General features: G+C 72.2%; 14 protein-coding genes. 2 read left to right on the top strand and 12 right to left on the bottom strand.

The window, feature by feature from the left end:
• Positions 1 to 489: 489 nt before the first annotated feature.
• Complete coding sequence (gene tyrS / locus ACFWE1_RS11060) at positions 490 to 1791, bottom strand: tyrosine--tRNA ligase (RefSeq protein WP_376933493.1); 1302 nt, start codon at positions 1789 to 1791, stop codon at positions 490 to 492.
• 121 nt (positions 1792 to 1912) lie between these two features.
• On the opposite strand from tyrS, the gene ACFWE1_RS11055 reads away from it, so the two are divergent.
• Together ACFWE1_RS11055 and ACFWE1_RS11050 are read left to right on the top strand one after the other, a co-directional pair.
• Positions 1913 to 2536, top strand: a complete 624-nt coding sequence (locus tag ACFWE1_RS11055) for a DNA-binding protein (protein ID WP_376933492.1) — start codon at positions 1913 to 1915, stop codon at positions 2534 to 2536.
• Entirely contained in the window at positions 2533 to 3126 is a 594-nt protein-coding gene (locus tag ACFWE1_RS11050; protein WP_376933491.1) for a hypothetical protein, read from the top strand. Before ACFWE1_RS11055 ends, ACFWE1_RS11050 begins: the two co-directional genes overlap by 4 nt.
• Before the next feature lie 18 nt (positions 3127 to 3144).
• Here the strand turns inward: ACFWE1_RS11050 and ACFWE1_RS11045 are convergent, their stop codons facing one another.
• From ACFWE1_RS11045 to ACFWE1_RS10995, 11 genes are all read right to left on the bottom strand, one after another.
• The gene (locus ACFWE1_RS11045; RefSeq protein WP_376933490.1) at positions 3145 to 3750 is read right to left on the bottom strand and encodes a DNA-3-methyladenine glycosylase; all 606 of its coding nucleotides are present in this window, start codon (positions 3748 to 3750) and stop codon (positions 3145 to 3147) included.
• A gap of 8 nt (positions 3751 to 3758) precedes the next feature.
• Positions 3759 to 5207, bottom strand: a complete 1449-nt coding sequence (gene argH, locus ACFWE1_RS11040) for an argininosuccinate lyase (protein ID WP_376933489.1) — start codon at positions 5205 to 5207, stop codon at positions 3759 to 3761.
• The gene (gene argF, locus ACFWE1_RS11035; protein ID WP_376933506.1) at positions 5204 to 6139 is read right to left on the bottom strand and encodes an ornithine carbamoyltransferase; all 936 of its coding nucleotides are present in this window, start codon (positions 6137 to 6139) and stop codon (positions 5204 to 5206) included. The genes argH and argF overlap by 4 nt, the downstream gene beginning before the upstream one ends.
• A 23-nt stretch (positions 6140 to 6162) precedes the next feature.
• Positions 6163 to 7347 carry an acetylornithine transaminase gene (locus ACFWE1_RS11030; protein WP_376933488.1) on the bottom strand — a complete coding sequence of 395 codons (1185 nt, stop codon included), beginning with the start codon at positions 7345 to 7347 and terminating at the stop codon, positions 6163 to 6165.
• Positions 7344 to 8267: an acetylglutamate kinase gene (argB, locus tag ACFWE1_RS11025; protein WP_243568610.1), complete on the bottom strand. Its 924-nt coding sequence runs from the start codon at positions 8265 to 8267 to the stop codon at positions 7344 to 7346. The genes ACFWE1_RS11030 and argB overlap by 4 nt, the downstream gene beginning before the upstream one ends.
• 2 nt (positions 8268 to 8269) lie before the next feature.
• A complete protein-coding gene (gene argJ, locus ACFWE1_RS11020; RefSeq protein WP_376933487.1) occupies positions 8270 to 9427 on the bottom strand; it encodes a bifunctional glutamate N-acetyltransferase/amino-acid acetyltransferase ArgJ in 1158 nt (385 codons plus the stop codon).
• Positions 9424 to 10467 (bottom strand): N-acetyl-gamma-glutamyl-phosphate reductase, encoded by a 1044-nt coding sequence (argC, locus tag ACFWE1_RS11015; RefSeq protein WP_376933486.1) that lies wholly within the window; start codon positions 10465 to 10467, stop codon positions 9424 to 9426. The genes argJ and argC overlap by 4 nt, the downstream gene beginning before the upstream one ends.
• A 281-nt stretch (positions 10468 to 10748) precedes the next feature.
• Positions 10749 to 13274 (bottom strand): phenylalanine--tRNA ligase subunit beta, encoded by a 2526-nt coding sequence (gene pheT, locus ACFWE1_RS11010; protein ID WP_376933485.1) that lies wholly within the window; start codon positions 13272 to 13274, stop codon positions 10749 to 10751.
• Positions 13275 to 13276: 2 nt separating this feature from the next.
• A complete protein-coding gene (gene pheS, locus ACFWE1_RS11005; RefSeq protein ID WP_376933484.1) occupies positions 13277 to 14317 on the bottom strand; it encodes a phenylalanine--tRNA ligase subunit alpha in 1041 nt (346 codons plus the stop codon).
• 46 nt (positions 14318 to 14363) lie between these two features.
• On the bottom strand, positions 14364 to 15266 hold the full coding sequence (locus ACFWE1_RS11000; RefSeq protein ID WP_376933483.1) for an amino acid ABC transporter permease: 903 nt from the start codon (positions 15264 to 15266) through the stop codon (positions 14364 to 14366).
• The gene (locus ACFWE1_RS10995; protein ID WP_189086010.1) at positions 15263 to 15919 is read right to left on the bottom strand and encodes an amino acid ABC transporter permease; all 657 of its coding nucleotides are present in this window, start codon (positions 15917 to 15919) and stop codon (positions 15263 to 15265) included. Before ACFWE1_RS10995 ends, ACFWE1_RS11000 begins: the two co-directional genes overlap by 4 nt.
• Positions 15920 to 15922: the final 3 nt, after the last annotated feature.

The following is a 15922-nucleotide window of genomic DNA, read 5'->3' as shown; positions in this document are numbered from 1 at the left end:
ATCAAAGGAATCCCACCTGCCAAAGCAGGCTGGGGTTCAATAAATTGGCATTGAACATAGTGCACGCTGTTGAGTTCTCAAGAAACGGACGCACCCGCTTCACGACGTCAGACGCCGCTCATTCGGAGCAATCGTTCTTCACTCGGGCATCCTGAAAGGACGGAACCGAATGCTTCGAGAGCAGAAGGACGAACCTTCATGTCTCGGGATTGTTCTGCCACCTTGCGTCGGTGAGCTTCTCGCTCTTCCCGCTGCTGTGGGGCAACAGATGAATACTTTACGGAGATCGCCACCTCCCCGCAACTTCGCCCCGCATCCCGGGCGTGTCGCGCGGTCACGCGGTCGGTATCCAGTGGGAAAGTCCCGGATCAGCGCCCATTCCGCGTCACACGGACCCGGGAAGCGAGGCAGACTCGACGTCGGCTCCCCGGACGTGAAACGGCCCCGCATCCGAGACGGATGCGGGGCCGGTTCGCGAATTCGGGCCGCTCAGAGGACGAAGACGCCCGCGAGAGTCTTCTTGCCACGCCGGAGCACGGCCATGCCTCCCGGCGCGACGCGTCCTTCGAGGGTCGCCTTCTCGTCGTCGACACGGACGTTGTCGAGCGAGACCCCGCCCTGGGCGATCGCGCGGCGTGCTTCGCTCGCGCTCGAGACCAGTCCGGTGTCCACGAGCAGCTGGGCGATCGGCGTCTCGGGCGAGGTCGTCGTGTTGGGCAGCTCGCGCAGCGCCGATTCGAGGGTCGCGGCATCCAGTTCCGACAGCTCGCCCTGACCGAACAGCGCCTGCGACGCGGCGATGACTGCAGCGGTGGCCTCCGCTCCATGCACCATCGTGGTCACCTCGTGCGCCAGCACCCGCTGCGCCTCGCGACGGAACGGCTCCCGCTCGACGAGCTCCGCGAGCTCCTCGATCCGGGCGCGGCTGAGGAACGTGAACACCTTGAGGCGCTGCACCACGTCGGCGTCGTCGGTGTTGAGCCAGAACTGGTAGAAGCGGTACGGGCTGCACATGGCCGGGTCGAGCCAGATGGCGTTGCCCTCGCTCTTGCCGAACTTCGTGCCGTCGGCGTTCGTGATGAGCGGGGTGCCGATCGCGTGCACCGAGGCGCTCTCGACGCGGTGGATGAGGTCCGTGCCGCTCGTGAGGTTGCCCCACTGGTCACTGCCGCCCGTCTGCAGCACGCAGTCGTACTGGCGGAAGAGCTCGAGGTAGTCGTAGCCCTGCAGGATCTGGTAGCTGAACTCGGTGTAGCTGATGCCCGCGTCCGAGTTCAGCCGCGAGGCCACCGCGTCCTTCTTGAGCATGGTGCCGACGCGGTAGTGCTTGCCGATGTCGCGCAGGAAGTCGATCGCGCTGAGGCCGGCCGTCCAGTCGAGGTTGTTGACGAGCCGGACGGCGTTCGGCCCTTCCGCCGAGAGGAAGCGGCTGACCTGTGCCTGCAGGAAGCCCACCCACTCGGAGACGGTCTCCTTCGTGTTCAGCACCCGCTCCGCCGTGGGGCGGGGGTCTCCGATGAGCCCCGTCGATCCCCCCACCAGCCCGAGGGGCCGGTGACCGGCCAACTGGAGCCGGCGCATCGTGAGCAGCTGCACGAGGTTGCCGAGGTGCAGGCTCGGCGCGGTCGGGTCGAACCCGCAGTAATACGTGATCGGCTCGCCGGAAAGGAGCTCTTTCAGCGCAGCCTGGTCGGTCGACACGTGCACGAGGCCGCGCCAGACGAGCTCGTCCCAGACGTCCTCGAAGGAGGCGTCGTTCTGCTGGGTTGCGAGGATCTCGGGATCTGACACCACGTCAGGCTACCAGCGCAGAGATTCAGGATGGATCACTAACTGGTCAACGATTAATGCTCTATCCTTATGGTGGCTGGCGCGGCCGCTCCGGCCGCTCGTCCCCACCGCGAGGAGCACCATGATCGTCGTCACCGCCGACCAGGTCGCGAGCCGAACGCGGCCCGATCTCACCGCCGGCGAACGCGACCGTCTGCAGGCCGTGTACGGCGACCATCTGCTGCTGCCCGTCGCACGGAACGCCGGTGACGAGCTGCAACTGCTGAGCGACGATGCGGCCGTGGTCGTCGACATCGTGCTCGAGCTTCTGCGGACCGGCGACTGGAGCGTCGGCGTCGGCGTCGGCGAGGTGCGCGAACCGTTGCCCGACGACATCCGCGAGGCGAGCGGGGCGGCGTTCTTCGCGGCGCGGGACGCGGTCGAGCGCGCGAAGAAGAGCTCGCCGCGCTTCGCCATCGGCGCCTCTTCGCCCGACGCCGCCCACGTCGAGGCGCTCTTCCGGCTCGCCCTCGTGCTGCGCGACCGGCGCTCCCCCGAAGGCTGGGAAGTCTACGACCGACTGCGCGACGGCGCACGCCAGACCGACATCGCCGACGAGCTCGGTGTGAGCGCCCCCGCGATCAGCGCGAGGATGAAGTCGGCGAACATCCGCACCGAGCTCGACGCCCTCCCCGCGCTCGCCCGACTGCTCGAACTCTTGGACGCCGCGTCCGGCTCCGACGCTCCGATGGAAGGACGACCGTGACCACCTGGTACTTCGCCGAGCTGCTCGGCTGGATCGTGCTCGCGCTCTCGTTGGGCGCGGCGACCGTCTTCGCGGTACTCGCCTACTGGCGGCCGCGACGCCTGCACCTGTGGCTCGCGGCCGGGGCGCTCGCGCTCGCGCTCGTCGCGGCGGCGAGCTTGCCCTCCCCGGCCCCACTCGGCGTCGGCGTGCTGACGTCCGCGGCCGCGATCGCCGTCGCCGTCTTCGGCGGCGGCCCCGCAGCCGCCGTCGCGCTCGACCTCGCGATGGGCGGCTCGGTGCGGCAAGGGCTGCACGGCGGCATCCTCGTGGACGCCAAGCACGGCGAGGATGCCGCGGGCGCGCGTTCGGCGCAGCGCGAGGTGCTGCGCGGCGGGCGCACCATCGGCGTGCTCGAACGGCTCGCGACGGCGGGGGCGATCGTCGCCGGCTTCCCCGAGGCGCTCGCGATCGTCGTCGCGGTGAAGGGCGTCGGCCGATTCACCGAGCTCGAGGCCCCCGAGGCGCGGGAGCGCTTCATCATCGGCACCCTCGCGAGCCTCATCTGGGCCGCCGCGGCCGGGCTCGTCGCGCACCTCGTGCTGCGCTGAATCCGGGCGCGAGCCCGCTCAGGCGTGCGCGCCGGCGTGCCTGCGGTACGGGGAGACGCCGGGATCCCCCGGAATCCAGAACCGCCACGGATACGCGGCTCCGCCGCCCGCCCCGTTCACGCCGGTGCGCGGTCCCGTCTCGAACGGGACGGGTGCGCTCGGCACCCGAAGCTCGAACGGCGGCGCCAGCAGATCCGCCCCCGTCGCCGTGAGCGGCACGCCGAGGGCGATCGACAGCCGCGCCGGCCCCCGGGCGAGGTCACGATCCGCCGCCCCGGCGCGACGCACCCGCGCGAGCTCGATCCCTTCGACCACGGTGGCGCCGCGAAGCAGCACGGCCGAGGCCTCGCCCGCGGACCGGCACACGATGTTCAGGCAGGTGTGCATGCCGTAGCTGAAGTAGGCGTAGAGGTGCGCGGCCTCGCCGAACATCACCGCGGTGCGCGGCGTGAGGCCCCGGTTGGAGTGCGAGCCGGGATCCTCGCCGACGCCGCGGTACGCTTCCACCTCGGAGAGGCGGATCGCGACCCGGCCGTCGGCCGTGTCATGGCTGAGCACGGCACCGAGCAGCAGCGGCGCGAGCTCGACGGGGTCGCGCTCGAAGAACGAGCGCGGCACCGTCATGAGCTCGCTCAGCGCACCGCCTCCGGGAGCTGCCCGACGAGCTGCCGCACGCGATCGGCGAGCGCCGACAGCTGCTCGGCGACGCGCGCGGGCGCCGTGCCGCCGATGCCGTCGCGGCTCGCGACCGAGCCCTCGACCGAGAGCACCTCGCGTACCTCGGGGACCAGGTGCGGCGAGACCGCGGCGAGCTGGGCGTCGTCGAGATCCTCGAGGCCGAGCCCGCGCTCCTCCGCAGCACGGACGAGCGCGCCCGTGATCTCGTGCGCGTCGCGGAACGGCACGTGGCGCTTCACCAGCCACTCGGCGACATCCGTCGCCAGGGAGAAGCCGGCGGGCGCGAGCTCGGCCATCCGCTCGGTGTGGAAGGTGAGCGTCGCGACCATGCCGGTGAAGGCCGGCAGGAGCACCTCGAGCGTCTCGACCGAGTCGAAGACGGGCTCCTTGTCCTCCTGGAGGTCGCGGTTGTAGGCGAGCGGCAGCGCCTTCAGCGTCGCGAGCAGGCCGGTGAGGTTGCCGATGAGGCGGCCGGACTTGCCGCGAGCGAGCTCCGCGATGTCGGGGTTCTTCTTCTGCGGCATGATCGACGAGCCCGTCGAATAGCCGTCGTCGAGGGTCACGAAGCCGAACTCGCGGGTGTTCCAGAGGATGATCTCCTCGGAGATGCGCGAGAGGTCGATGCCGATGAGGGCGGCGACGAAGGCGAACTCCGCGACGACGTCGCGGCTCGCCGTGCCGTCGATCGAGTTCGGCGCGGGGCTCGCGAGGCCGAGGTCGCTCGCCACGGCCGCGGCGTCCAACCCGAGGGTCGAGCCCGCCAGCGCTCCCCCGCCGTACGGCGAGACGTCGGCGCGCTTCGTCCAGTCGACGAGTCGCTCGAGGTCGCGCGACAGCGCCCAGCCGTGCGCGAGCAGGTGATGCGCGAGCAGCACCGGCTGCGCGTGCTGCAGGTGCGTGCGACCCGGCATGATCGCCGCGGGGTGCGCGTCGGCCTGCGCGACGAGCGCGTCGATGAGGTGCACCAGTTCGCGGCCGATGACGGCGGCGTGATCCTTCAGATACAGCCGCACGAGCGTCGCGATCTGGTCGTTGCGGCTGCGGCCGGCGCGGAGCTTGCCGCCGAGCTCGGGGCCGACGACCTCGATGAGCGCCGCTTCGAGCGCGCCGTGCACGTCCTCGTCGGACTCGGCGGCCACGAGCTCGCCCGTCTCGATGCGCGCCTCGAGCGCGTCGAGGCCCGCGAGCATGCCGTCGAGCTCGGCCGGCTGCAGGTAGCCCGCAGCGGCGAGCGCACGGGCGTGCGCCCGGGACCCGGCGAGGTCGTAGCGGGCGAGCTGCCAGTCGAAGTGCGTCGACTTCGAGAGCCGCGCGAGCTCCGGCGCGGGGCCGCTCGCGAAGCGAGCCCCCCAGAGCGAGCCCTCGTTCGTGCCGTGGGCCTCCGCGTTCGTGCCGTCGGTCATCGTGCCTCCTCCTGCTTCGCGAGCAGCCAGGCCAGCAGCGCCTTCTGCGCGTGCAGCCGGTTCTCGGCCTCGTCCCAGACGACGGACTGCGGCCCGTCGATGACCTCGGCGTCGACCTCGACCCCGCGGTACGCGGGCAGGCAGTGCAGGAACACCGCCTCCGCGTCGGCCTCGGCCATGAGCCGTGCGGTCACCCGGTAGTCGCCGAAGGTCGCGAGCCGCTCGGCCTTCTCGCTCTCCTGACCCATGGAGACCCAGGTGTCGGTCACGATCACGTCGGCGCCGCGAGCCGCGGCCGAGGCATCCGTCGTCACGGTCACCGAGCCGCCCGTCTGCGCGGCGATGCGCTCCGCGTCGGCGACGAGGTCGGCCCGCGGGGCGTAGTCCGCCGGGGCGGCGATGCGCACGTGCATGCCGGCCGTCGCGCCGCCGAGCAGGTACGAGTGGGCCATGTTGTTCGCCCCGTCGCCGAAGTAGGCGAGGGTGAGCCCGGCGAGCTCGCCCTTGCGCTCGCGCACCGTCTGCAGGTCCGCGAGGATCTGGCAGGGGTGGAAGTCGTCGGAGAGGGCGTTCACGACGGGCACGGTGGTGCCCGCCGCCATCTCCTCGAGACCCGACTGCGCGTAGGTGCGCCACACGACCGCCGCGACCATCCGCTCGAGGACTCGGGCGGTGTCGGCGACCGACTCCTTGCCGCCCAGCTGGCTCTCGCTGGAGCTGATCACGAGGGGCACCCCGCCGAGATCGGCGATGCCCACCGAGAAGGAGACGCGGGTGCGGGTGGAGGTCTTGTCGAAGAGCACGGCGACCGTCTGCGGGCCGGCGAGCGGGCGCTCGGCGTAGGGGTCGGCCTTGAGCCGGGCGGCCAGTTCGAGCACCTCGGCCTGCTCGGCGGGGCTCAGGTCGTCGTCGCGGAGGAAGTGGCGGGTCATCGGCATCCGTTCGTTGCGTGCGGTCATCCGGCGACGGCGTCGAGCGCGCGGCCGAACCGCGCCTCGAACTCGTCGAGCTCCGCGTCGCCGATCGTGAGCGGCGGCGCGATCCGGATGGTGTGGTCGTTGGCGGCGTTCACGATGAGGCCCTCGCGCATCGCCGCGGCGACGACGGCCTGGGCCGCCGGCCCGGCGAGGCCGACGCCGACGAGGAGCCCGCGCCCGCGCACGCCCGAGACGAGCGGCGAGCCGAGGCCGAGCACGCGCTCGCGCAGCTCGATCCCGCGCCGCGCGGCGTTCTCGACGAGACCGGCGCGCTCGATCTCGCCGAGCACCGCGTTCGCGACCGCGGTCGCGAGCGGGTTGCCGCCGAAGGTCGAGCCGTGCATGCCCTTCTGGAAGAGCTCGGAGGCGTGGCCGAAGGTCACGAGGCCGCCGATCGGGAACCCGCCGCCGATGCCCTTCGCGACCGTGATCGCGTCGGGCGTGATGCCCGCGTGCTGGAAGCCGAACCAGGCGCCGGTGCGGCCCGCCCCGGTCTGGATCTCGTCGACGATGAGCAGCGCGCCGTGCCGGCTGGTGAGCTCCCGGGCGGCCTCGAGGTAGCCCTCCGGCAGCTCGACCACGCCGGCCTCGCCCTGGATCGGCTCGAGGATGAGCGCGGAGACCGCGTCGTCAACGGCGGCCTCGAGCGCCTCGATCGTCGCGGGGAGGTGCTCGACGCCGCCGGGCAGCGGCTCGAAGGCCTGCCGCATCTGCGGCTTGCCGGTGAGAGCGAGGGAGCCCATGGTGCGCCCGTGGAACGCGTCGACGAGCGCGAGCACCCGCGTACGGCCACCGCCCCCGTTGTTGAGCCGGGCGAGCTTGAACGCGGCCTCGTTCGCCTCGGCGCCCGAGTTGCCGAACCAGGCCCGGCCCTCGTCGCCCGCGCCGGCGAGTCGCACGATCCGCTCGGCGAGCTCGAGCGCCGGTTCGGTCGTGAAGTAGTTCGAGACGTGCGCGAGCTTCGCCGCCTGCTCGGAGACGGCCTGCACGAACACCGGGTGCGCGTGACCGAGGGCGTTGACGGCGATCCCGGCGAGGAAATCGAGGTAGCGGGTGCCCTGGTCGTCCCAGACCCACGCGCCCTCGCCCCGCTCGAGCTTCGCGAGCGGAAGCCCGATCGAGCGCATGATGCGCGCTTCGAAGCGCGGCTGCCAGGCGGTCATGCCGCGGTCTCCTTCGTCGTCGCCGGCACGACCTCCGTGCCGGAACCCTGGGTGGTGAACACCTCGAGCAGGATCGAGTGCGGCTCCCGGCCGTCGATGATCGCGGCCTTCGCGACCCCGCCGTGCACGGCTTCGAGGCACGCGGTCATCTTCGGGATCATGCCGGACTCGAGCGAGGGCAGCAGCGCCGCGAGCTCGTCGGCGTCGATCATCGAGACGAGCGAGTCGCGGTTCGGCCAATCGCGGTAGAGGCCGGCGACGTCGGTCAGGATGACGAGCTTCGCCGCGCCCAGCGCGACCGCCAGCGAGGCGGCCGCGGAGTCGGCGTTCACGTTGAGCGACTGCCCGGGGTGGTCGCCGTCGGGTGCGATCGAGGAGACCACCGGGATCTGCCCCGCCGCGAGCTGCGCGAGCACGGGCGCCGGGTCGACCGCGACCACGTCTCCGACGAGACCGAGGTCGACCTCTTCGCCGTCGACGACGGCACCGCGGCGGCGGCCGGTGAAGAGGCCTGCGTCCTCGCCCGAGAGCCCGGAGGCGAGCGGGCCGTGCTCGTTGATGAGGCTCACGAGCTCCCGGTTCACCTGCCCGGAGAGCACCATCCGCACGACGTCCATCGTCTCGGGCGTCGTCACCCGGTACCCGCCGCGGAACTCGCTCTCGATGCCGAGCCGGCCGAGCATCGAGGAGATCTGCGGGCCGCCGCCGTGCACGACGACGGGCTTCACGCCCGCGTAGCGGAGGTAGACCATGTCCTCGGCGAAGGCGCGCTGGAGCTCGGGGCTCACCATCGCGTTGCCGCCGAACTTCACGACGATCGTCTCGCCGTGGAAGCGCTTCAGCCACGGCAGGGAGTCGATCAGGGTCTGCGCCTTCGACGCGGCATCCGCGTCTGCGCCGGTATCGCGCTGCTCGGTCATGCTCAACTCGCGTACGCGCTGTTCTCGTGCACGTAGTCGTGCGTGAGGTCGTTGGTGAGGATGGTCGCCGTCGCCGGGCCGTTGTGCAGCTCGATGAGCACGTGCGTCGCGCGCGGCGTGAGGTCGACCTCGTCGCGCGGGCGGTCGGGGCGGCCGGCGTGGCAGACGCGCACGCCGTTCATCGAGACGTCGACGAGGTAGGGGTCGAACGGGGCGGTGGTGGTGCCGATCGCGGCGAGCACCCGGCCCCAGTTCGGGTCGTTGCCGAAGATCGCCGCTTTGAAGAGGTTGTTGCGGGCGACCGAGCGGCCGACCTCGACCGCGTCGTCCTCGGTGACCGCGCCGCGCACCTCGATGGTGATGTCGTGGCTCGCGCCCTCGGCGTCGGCCTGCAGCTGGGCGGCGAGATCGAGGCAGGCCCGGGCGAGGGCGTCAGCGAACTCCGCCTCGTCGGGCACGACCCCGGAGGCGCCGCTCGACAGCAGCGTGACCTGGTCGTTCGTCGACATGCAGCCGTCGGAGTCGAGCCGGTCGAAGCTCACCCGGGTCGCGCTGCGCAGCGCCCGGTCGAGCGCCGCGGCGTCGAGCACCGCATCGGTCGTGAGCACCACGAGCATCGTCGCGAGGCCGGGCGCCAGCATGCCGGCGCCCTTGGCCATGCCGCCGATGCGCCAGCCGGTGCCCTCGACGATCACGGTCTTCGGCTTCGTGTCGGTCGTCATGATGGCGCGTGCGGCGTCGTCGCCGGAGCCCTCGTCGGCCCCGAGCCGGGCCACGGCGGACAGCACGCCCTCCTCGAGGATCTCGCCGTCGAGCTGCTCGCCGATGAGGCCGGTCGAGCAGACGAGGACGTCGCCGGCGGCCACGCCGAGCGCCGCGGCCGCGGCCTCGGCGGTGCGGTGCACGACCTGGAAGCCCTCTGGCCCGGTGAAGCAGTTGGCGCCGCCGGAGTTCAGGACGACGGCGGAGACGAGACCGTCCTTCGCCGCCTCCTTCGACCAGAGGATGGGGTTCGCCTGGGCCCGGTTCGCGGTGAAGACGACCGCCGCCTGCTGGGCGGGGCCGCGGTTCACGACGACGGCGAGGTCGAGCGCGCCGGAGCGCTTGATGCCGGCGGCGATCCCCGCCGCCTCGAATCCTGCGGGGGCGGTGACGGTCACGGGGCGACTCCGTTCACGGGGAGGCCGGTCGACTCGGCGAGACCGAGGGCCAGATTGGCGGACTGGATGGCGGCACCGGCGGTGCCCTTCACGAGGTTGTCGACGGCGGTGACGACGACCACCCGGCCCGCGGCCTCGTCGACGGCGACGCCCATGAGCGCCGTGTTCGCCCCGAGCACGTCGGCGGTACGGGGGAACTGGCCCTCGGGGAGCAGCTGGACGAAGCGCTCCCCCGCGTACGCGTCCTCCCAGGCGGCCCGGACCGCCGCTGCGCTCGTGCCCGGCACGATGCGCGCGGTCGAGGTCGCGAGGATGCCGCGGGACATCGGCACGATGACCGGGGTGAACGAGATCGTCGGCTCGGCCGCGCCCGCCCAGCGGAGCGCCTGCTGGATCTCGGGGATGTGCCGGTGCGTGCCGCCGACCGCGTACGGGTTCGCGGAGCCGAGGATCTCGGAGGCGAGCAGATGCGTCTTCGCGCTCTTTCCCGCGCCCGACGGACCGACGGCGAGGACGCTCACGAGGTCGGTCGGTTCGACGATCCCGGCCCGGATGCCGGGCGCGAGCGACAGGGCCACGGTCGACGCGTTGCAGCCGGGAGCCGCGATGCGCCGGGTCTTCGCGAGCCGGTCGCGCTGCGTGCCGGAGAGCCGCGGCAGCTCGGGGACGCCGTAGGTCCACGCACCGTGGAAGTCGCCGCCGTAGAACGCGGCCCAGTCGGCGGCGCTCTCGAGGCGGTGGTCGGCGCCGCAGTCGATGACGAGGGCGTCGTCGTCGAGCTCCGCCGCCACCGCGCCGGAGGCGCCGTGCGGCAGGGCGAGGAAGACGAGGTCGTGACCGGAGAGGGTCGCGGCGCTCGTCTCCTGCAGCGTGAGATGCGTGTAGCTGCGCAGATGCGGCTGCACCTGCACGAGCGACTGGCCGGCGTTCTGGTGCGCGGTGACGGTGCGCACCTCGAACTCGGGATGATCGGCGAGGAGCCTGAGGATCTCTCCCCCGGCATAGCCGGACGCGCCGGAGACGGCGACGGAGTAGGTCATGAGTCCACCTTAAAGGTCTGAGCGGTCGTGGGTCGGCTCCGGCGACACCGGTGCACGGCGGCATCGCCGTGCACCGGGGTCGCCTAGCGTCGGCGAGCGCCCCGGCGTCGGTCGCGCAGCGCGGCGGCGCGCAGAGGCTGCGCCGCGGCGAGGGACCGAAGGGAGGACATGCTGCGACCCTACCGACTCCGCGGGAGGGATGCCAAACCGGGAGTCGCCGGATGACGAACGGCCCCGACCGGCGGGTGCCGGGCGGGGCCGTTCGGACGGTGCTCCGCGGCTCAGTCGCGGATGGCCGCGCCGAAGCGCTCGGCCGCGAGGCGGGCGCCGGCGAGCTTCGCCTCGCTCGCCTCCGCCGCGGTGAGCGTGCGGTCAGCCGCCCGGAAGCGGAGCGCGAAGGTGAGGCTCTTGCTGCCTTCGGCCACACCCTGGCCCCGATAGTCGTCGACGAGGTGCAGCGCCTCGAGGAGCTCGCCGGCGCCCTCGCGCACGGCGGCGCCGACCTCGGCGGCCGGCGTCTCGACCGGCACGACGAGGGAGAGGTCCTGCGTCGCGGCGGGGTGGGTGCCGAGCGGGCTCGCCTCCATCGTGCGGTCGCTCGCCGCGATGAGCGCGTCGAGATCGAGCTCCGCGACGGCGACGACGCGCGGGAGGTCGGCCTCCTCGGCGATCGCGGGGTGCAGCTCGCCCGCGAAGCCGATGCTGGCGCCGCCGACCCGGAGCTCCGCGGTGCGACCCGGGTGCATCGCCTGGTGGTGCCCCTGCACCATCTCGATCTCGCCGCCGGTCGCGAGTGCGATGCGTCGCACCGCGTCGAGGGCGTCGGCGAGCCCCGCGGCCACGGCCGGCTGGCCGGGCTGCTTCGCGACGACGTCCCCCGTGAGCAGCACCGCGACGTGGCGGGGCTGCGGGGGGATGCCGTCGATGAGCGCCGCGAGCTCGGCGTCGCTCGGGCGCACGCCGGCGGCCGGCAGCTCCGCGGTGCCGTATTCGCGGCCAGACTCGGGGAGGAAGACCAGGCCCAGCTCGAACAGCTCGAGGTCGACGAGCCCGCGCGACAGGTTGCGGCGTGCGATCTCGACGAGCCCCGGCAGCAACGATCGGCGCAGGAACGGACGGCTGGCGTCGAGCGCGTTCGCGACGCGCACCGAGGCGACGGGCTCGCCGTCGACGCTGCCGAACAGGGCGTTGTCGTGCTCGGTGACGAACGGGAAGGCGAGCACCTCGGTGCCGCCGCCCGCGGCGAGCACGTCGGCGGTGCGCTTGCGCAGCCGCTGCGCGCGGGTGAGCCCGCGCCCGGGAGGCGCGACCGGCAGCACGGAGGGAATGCGGTGGTACCCGACGAGCCGGGCCACCTCCTCGGCGAGTTCGGCCTTGCCGGTGAGGTCGGGGCGCCAGCTCGGCGGGGTGACGGAGAGCCCGCCCTCGGCGTCCTCGACCCGGGCCCCGATCTCGGCCAGGGCGTCGCGGACCTCCGCGTCGGTGTACTCGACGCCGATGAGGCCGGAGACGTAGCCGTCGGGCAGCGCGATCGGCTCGCGCGCGGGCGTCTCGTCGATGAGCCCGCCGACCGGGTCGGCGGTGCCGCCGGCGAGGTCGACCATGAGCTGGGCGACCCGGCTCGCGGCGGCCGCGGCGATCTCGGGGTCGACGCCGCGCTCGAAGCGGCGCGAGGCCTCGCTCGGCAGCTTGTGCCGGCGGGCGGCGCGGGCGATCGACACCGTGTCGAAGTTCGCCGCCTCGATGAGGACGTTCCTGGTGGTGTCGCTCATCTCGGTGCGGGCGCCGCCCATCACCCCGGCGATGCCGATCGGGCCGGCCTCGTCGGTGATCAGCAGGTCCTCGGGGTGCAGCGCGCGCTGCTTGCCGTCGAGCGTCTCGATCGTCTCGCCCTCGCGGGCGCGGCGCACGGTGATGCCGCCGACGAGCGTGTCGAGGTCGTAGCCGTGCATCGGCTGACCGAACTCGAGCATCACGTAGTTCGTGATGTCGATGAGCAGCGACAGCGAGCGCACGCCGGCGAGCTTCAGCCGTGCGACCATCCACGGCGGCGTCGGCCGCGCCGGATCGACCCCCCGCACGATGCGGGTCGCGAAGACGTGGGAGCCCACGCGACCGCGGATCGGCGCGTCGTCGGCGATCACGACGGGGAAGGCCTCGCCCGAGGCATCCGCCGGCGCCGACTGGGCGACGGGGTCGCGGAAGGCGGCCCCCGTGGCGTGCGCGTACTCGCGCGCGACCCCGCGGATCGAGAAGGCGTAGCCGCGATCCGGCGTGACGTTGATCTCGACCGCGGCGTCGTTCAGGCCGAGCAGCTCGATCGCGTCGCTGCCGACGGGCGCGTCGATGCCGAGCTCCGCGAGCCGCAGGATGCCGTCGTGGTCGTCGCCGAGGCCGAGCTCGCGCGCCGACGCGATCATGCCGTCGGAGACGTGCCCGTAGGTCTTGCGCGCGGCGATCGGGAACGGCCCGGGCAGCACCGAGCCGGGCAGCGTCACGACGACCTTGTCACCGGGGAAGAAGTTGCGGGCCCCGCAGACGATGCCGTGCACGGCATCCCCGCCGTCGGCCGCGGTCTCGCCGACCGGGGCGACCCGGACCTGGCACCAGCGGATCGTCTTGCCGTTGGACTGCGGCTCCTCGACGAAGTCGAGGACCTCGCCGACGACGATCGGGCCCTGCAGTTCGAAGCCGTGCACCTCTTCTTCTTCGAGGCCGACCTTCACGAGGGCGGCGTGGACGTCCTCGGGCGTCGTCCCGGGGACGAGCTCGACGTACTCGGCGAGCCAGCTGAGCGGCACTCGCATCGTCAGACCACCATTCCGAATTGCTGGGAGAAGCGGATATCGCCTTCGACCATCTCGCGCATGTCCGAGACGTCGTTGCGGAGCATGATGCCGCGCTCGATGCCCATGCCGAACGCGAAGCCCGAGTACACCTCCGGGTCGATGCCCGCGGAGCGGAGCACGTTCGGGTGGACCATGCCGCAGCCGCCCCACTCGATCCAGCGTGCGCCGCCCTTGAACGTCGGATGCCAGAAGTCGAGCTCAGCGCTCGGCTCGGTGAACGGGAAGTAGCTCGGCCGGAGGCGGATCTTCGCCTCCTCGCCGAACACCGACTTCACGAAGTGGTCGAGGGTGCCCTTCAGGTGCGCCATCGTGAGGCCGCGGTCGACGGCGAGCCCCTCGAACTGCATGAACACCGGCAGGTGCGTGGCGTCGAACTCGTCGGTGCGGTAGACCCGGCCCGGGGCGAGCACGTAGATCGGCACCTCGCGCTCGAGCATCGAGCGCACCTGCACAGGGCTCGTATGCGTGCGCAGCACGAGGTGCTGCTCCGGCGGGTCGATGAAGAAGGTGTCCTGCATCGCGCGCGCGGGGTGGTCGGGGTCGAAGTTCAGCGCATCGAAGTTGAACCACTCGCTCTCGACCTCGGGGCCCTCCGCGATCTCCCAGCCCATGCCGGTGAAGATCTCGGCCACGCGGTCCTGGAGCAGGGTGAGCGGATGCCTGGCGCCCGCAGCCGCCCGCGAGGGCAGCGCCGTCACGTCGACGGCCTCCGCCGCGAGGCGCGCCTCGGCCTCGGCGGCGGTGATCTCCGCCTCACGGGCCGCGAACGCCTGGTTCACGCGCCCGCGCGCGCTGCCGACGAGCTTGCCGAGGGCGGCCTTCTGCTCGTTGGGGACGCTGCGCAGCAGGGCGTTCAGCTGAGCGAGCGGCGACTTCTCGCCGGTGTGCTCGGCGCGGACCTGCTTGAGCGCGGCGGAGTCGTCGGCGGCGGCGATCGCCGCGAGGGCGGCATCGACGGCCGCGGCGACCGCGGGCTCGGTGATTTCAGTGGGCTCTGGCACGAAGATCGAGTCTAGTCGGCCGCTGCGACCAGGCGGTGCCGGGCGCTCAGCGGCGCGGCTCGGCGTCGTCGAGCCCGGCCTGCACGGCGACGGCGCGCGTCGCCGTCATGGCGTCGTCCGCCGGCGCGACGCCCTTGCCGAGCTTCGCCGTGCGCCGCAGCCGGCGCTCCACCCGATTCGCCACGAAGGAGAGGATGAGGCAGAGCGCGATGTAGATCGCGCCGACCACGATCGTCGCCGGCACGATCGGCGAACCGTAGGTCGACTGCGAGCCGATGTACCGGGCGTAGAACAGCAGCTCCTGGTACGTGATGATGTAGCCGAGCGCCGTGTCCTTCAGCGTGACGACGAGCTGGGCGATGATGACCGGCATCATCGCGCGGATCGCCTGCGGCAGCAGAACGAGCCGCATCACCGCCGCCTTGCGCAGGCCGATCGCATAGCCGGCCTCGCTCTGCCCGCGGGGCAGCGACTCGACGCCCGCGCGGATCACCTCGGCGAGCACCGAGCCGTTGTAGGCGATGAGCGCGATGACGACCGCCCAGAACGGCTCCATGCGGATGCCGAGCACCGGGAGCCCGTAGTACAGCAGGAACATGAACACCAGCACGGGAACGGCCCGCAGCACCTCGACGACCGCGCCGATCGGACCGCGCAGCCACGGGTGATCGCTGAGCCGCCCGATCGCGAGCGCGAAGCCGAGGGCGAGCGCGCCGACGGCGGCGAAGGCGAAGGCGGCGAGGGTGCGCCCCGTGGCGAGCGCGATCTGCAGCCAGACGTTCGTATAGGTGAAGGCGTCCCACTTCTCCGCGGAGAACTGGCCGGTGTCCCAGAGCCGCCAGACGATGAAGCCGAGGATGGCGAGCACCACGAGCACGGTGAGGACGCCGAGGATGCGGTTCCGCGCGATCGCGCGGGGGCCGGGGACGTCGTACAGGACGCTGCTCATCGCGCCACCTTCCAACGGTTCTCGAGCGCTCGCTGCGCCCAGGAGAGCAGCAGCACGAGCACGACGAAGACGACCATGACCCAGAGGATCGCCACGAACTGGTTCTCGCCGCGCTCGCTGAGGTAGCTGCGGATCGAGCCGAGGTTCACGACGGAGAAGCCCGCCGCGACCGTGGTGTTCTTCAGCAGGGCGATGAAGACGCTCATCATCGGCGGGATGACCGAGCGGAACGCCTGCGGCAGCACCACGAGCGTCATCACCTGCCCGAAGGTGAGGCCGAGGGCCCGTGCCGCCTCCGCCTGGCCGACCGGCACGGTGTTGATGCCGGAGCGGATCGTCTCGGCCACGTAGGTGGCGGTGTAGATGCCGAGCGCGCAGATCGCGAGCGTCAGCGAGACGTCGCCGGTGAGCCGGAGGCCGAGCAGCGGCGGCAGCGCGAACGCGAAGGCGAAGAAGACGAGGGTGAGCGGGGTGTTGCGGATGGTATTGACGTAGAAGGTGCCGACCGCCCGCGCGACGGGGATGGGCGACACCCGCATCGCCCCCACGAGCGTGCCAAGGACGAGCGCGAGCAGCCCGCCCGCGACGAACAGCACGAGGGTGCCGAGCAGGGTCGACGACCAGAGGTCGAGATTGTCGGTGATGATGCCCATCGT

Source organism: Agromyces sp. NPDC060279, assembly GCF_042726785.1.
GTDB lineage: Bacteria > Actinomycetota > Actinomycetes > Actinomycetales > Microbacteriaceae > Agromyces.
Note: the sequence above shows the minus strand (reverse complement) of the source record. Positions and strands in the feature narration are given on the sequence as shown.

Coding starts and splice junctions, on each gene's coding strand:
- ACFWE1_RS11055 (WP_376933492.1), top strand. CDS start 1,913: ATGATCGTCGTCACCGCCGACCAGGTCGCGAGCCGAACGCGGCCCGAT.
- ACFWE1_RS11045 (WP_376933490.1), bottom strand. CDS start 3,750: ATGACGGTGCCGCGCTCGTTCTTCGAGCGCGACCCCGTCGAGCTCGCG.
- argH (WP_376933489.1), bottom strand. CDS start 5,207: ATGACCGACGGCACGAACGCGGAGGCCCACGGCACGAACGAGGGCTCG.
- argF (WP_376933506.1), bottom strand. CDS start 6,139: ATGACCCGCCACTTCCTCCGCGACGACGACCTGAGCCCCGCCGAGCAG.
- ACFWE1_RS11030 (WP_376933488.1), bottom strand. CDS start 7,347: ATGACCGCCTGGCAGCCGCGCTTCGAAGCGCGCATCATGCGCTCGATC.
- argB (WP_243568610.1), bottom strand. CDS start 8,267: ATGACCGAGCAGCGCGATACCGGCGCAGACGCGGATGCCGCGTCGAAG.
- argC (WP_376933486.1), bottom strand. CDS start 10,467: ATGACCTACTCCGTCGCCGTCTCCGGCGCGTCCGGCTATGCCGGGGGA.
- pheT (WP_376933485.1), bottom strand. CDS start 13,274: ATGCGAGTGCCGCTCAGCTGGCTCGCCGAGTACGTCGAGCTCGTCCCC.
- ACFWE1_RS11000 (WP_376933483.1), bottom strand. CDS start 15,266: ATGAGCAGCGTCCTGTACGACGTCCCCGGCCCCCGCGCGATCGCGCGG.
- ACFWE1_RS10995 (WP_189086010.1), bottom strand. CDS start 15,919: ATGGGCATCATCACCGACAATCTCGACCTCTGGTCGTCGACCCTGCTC.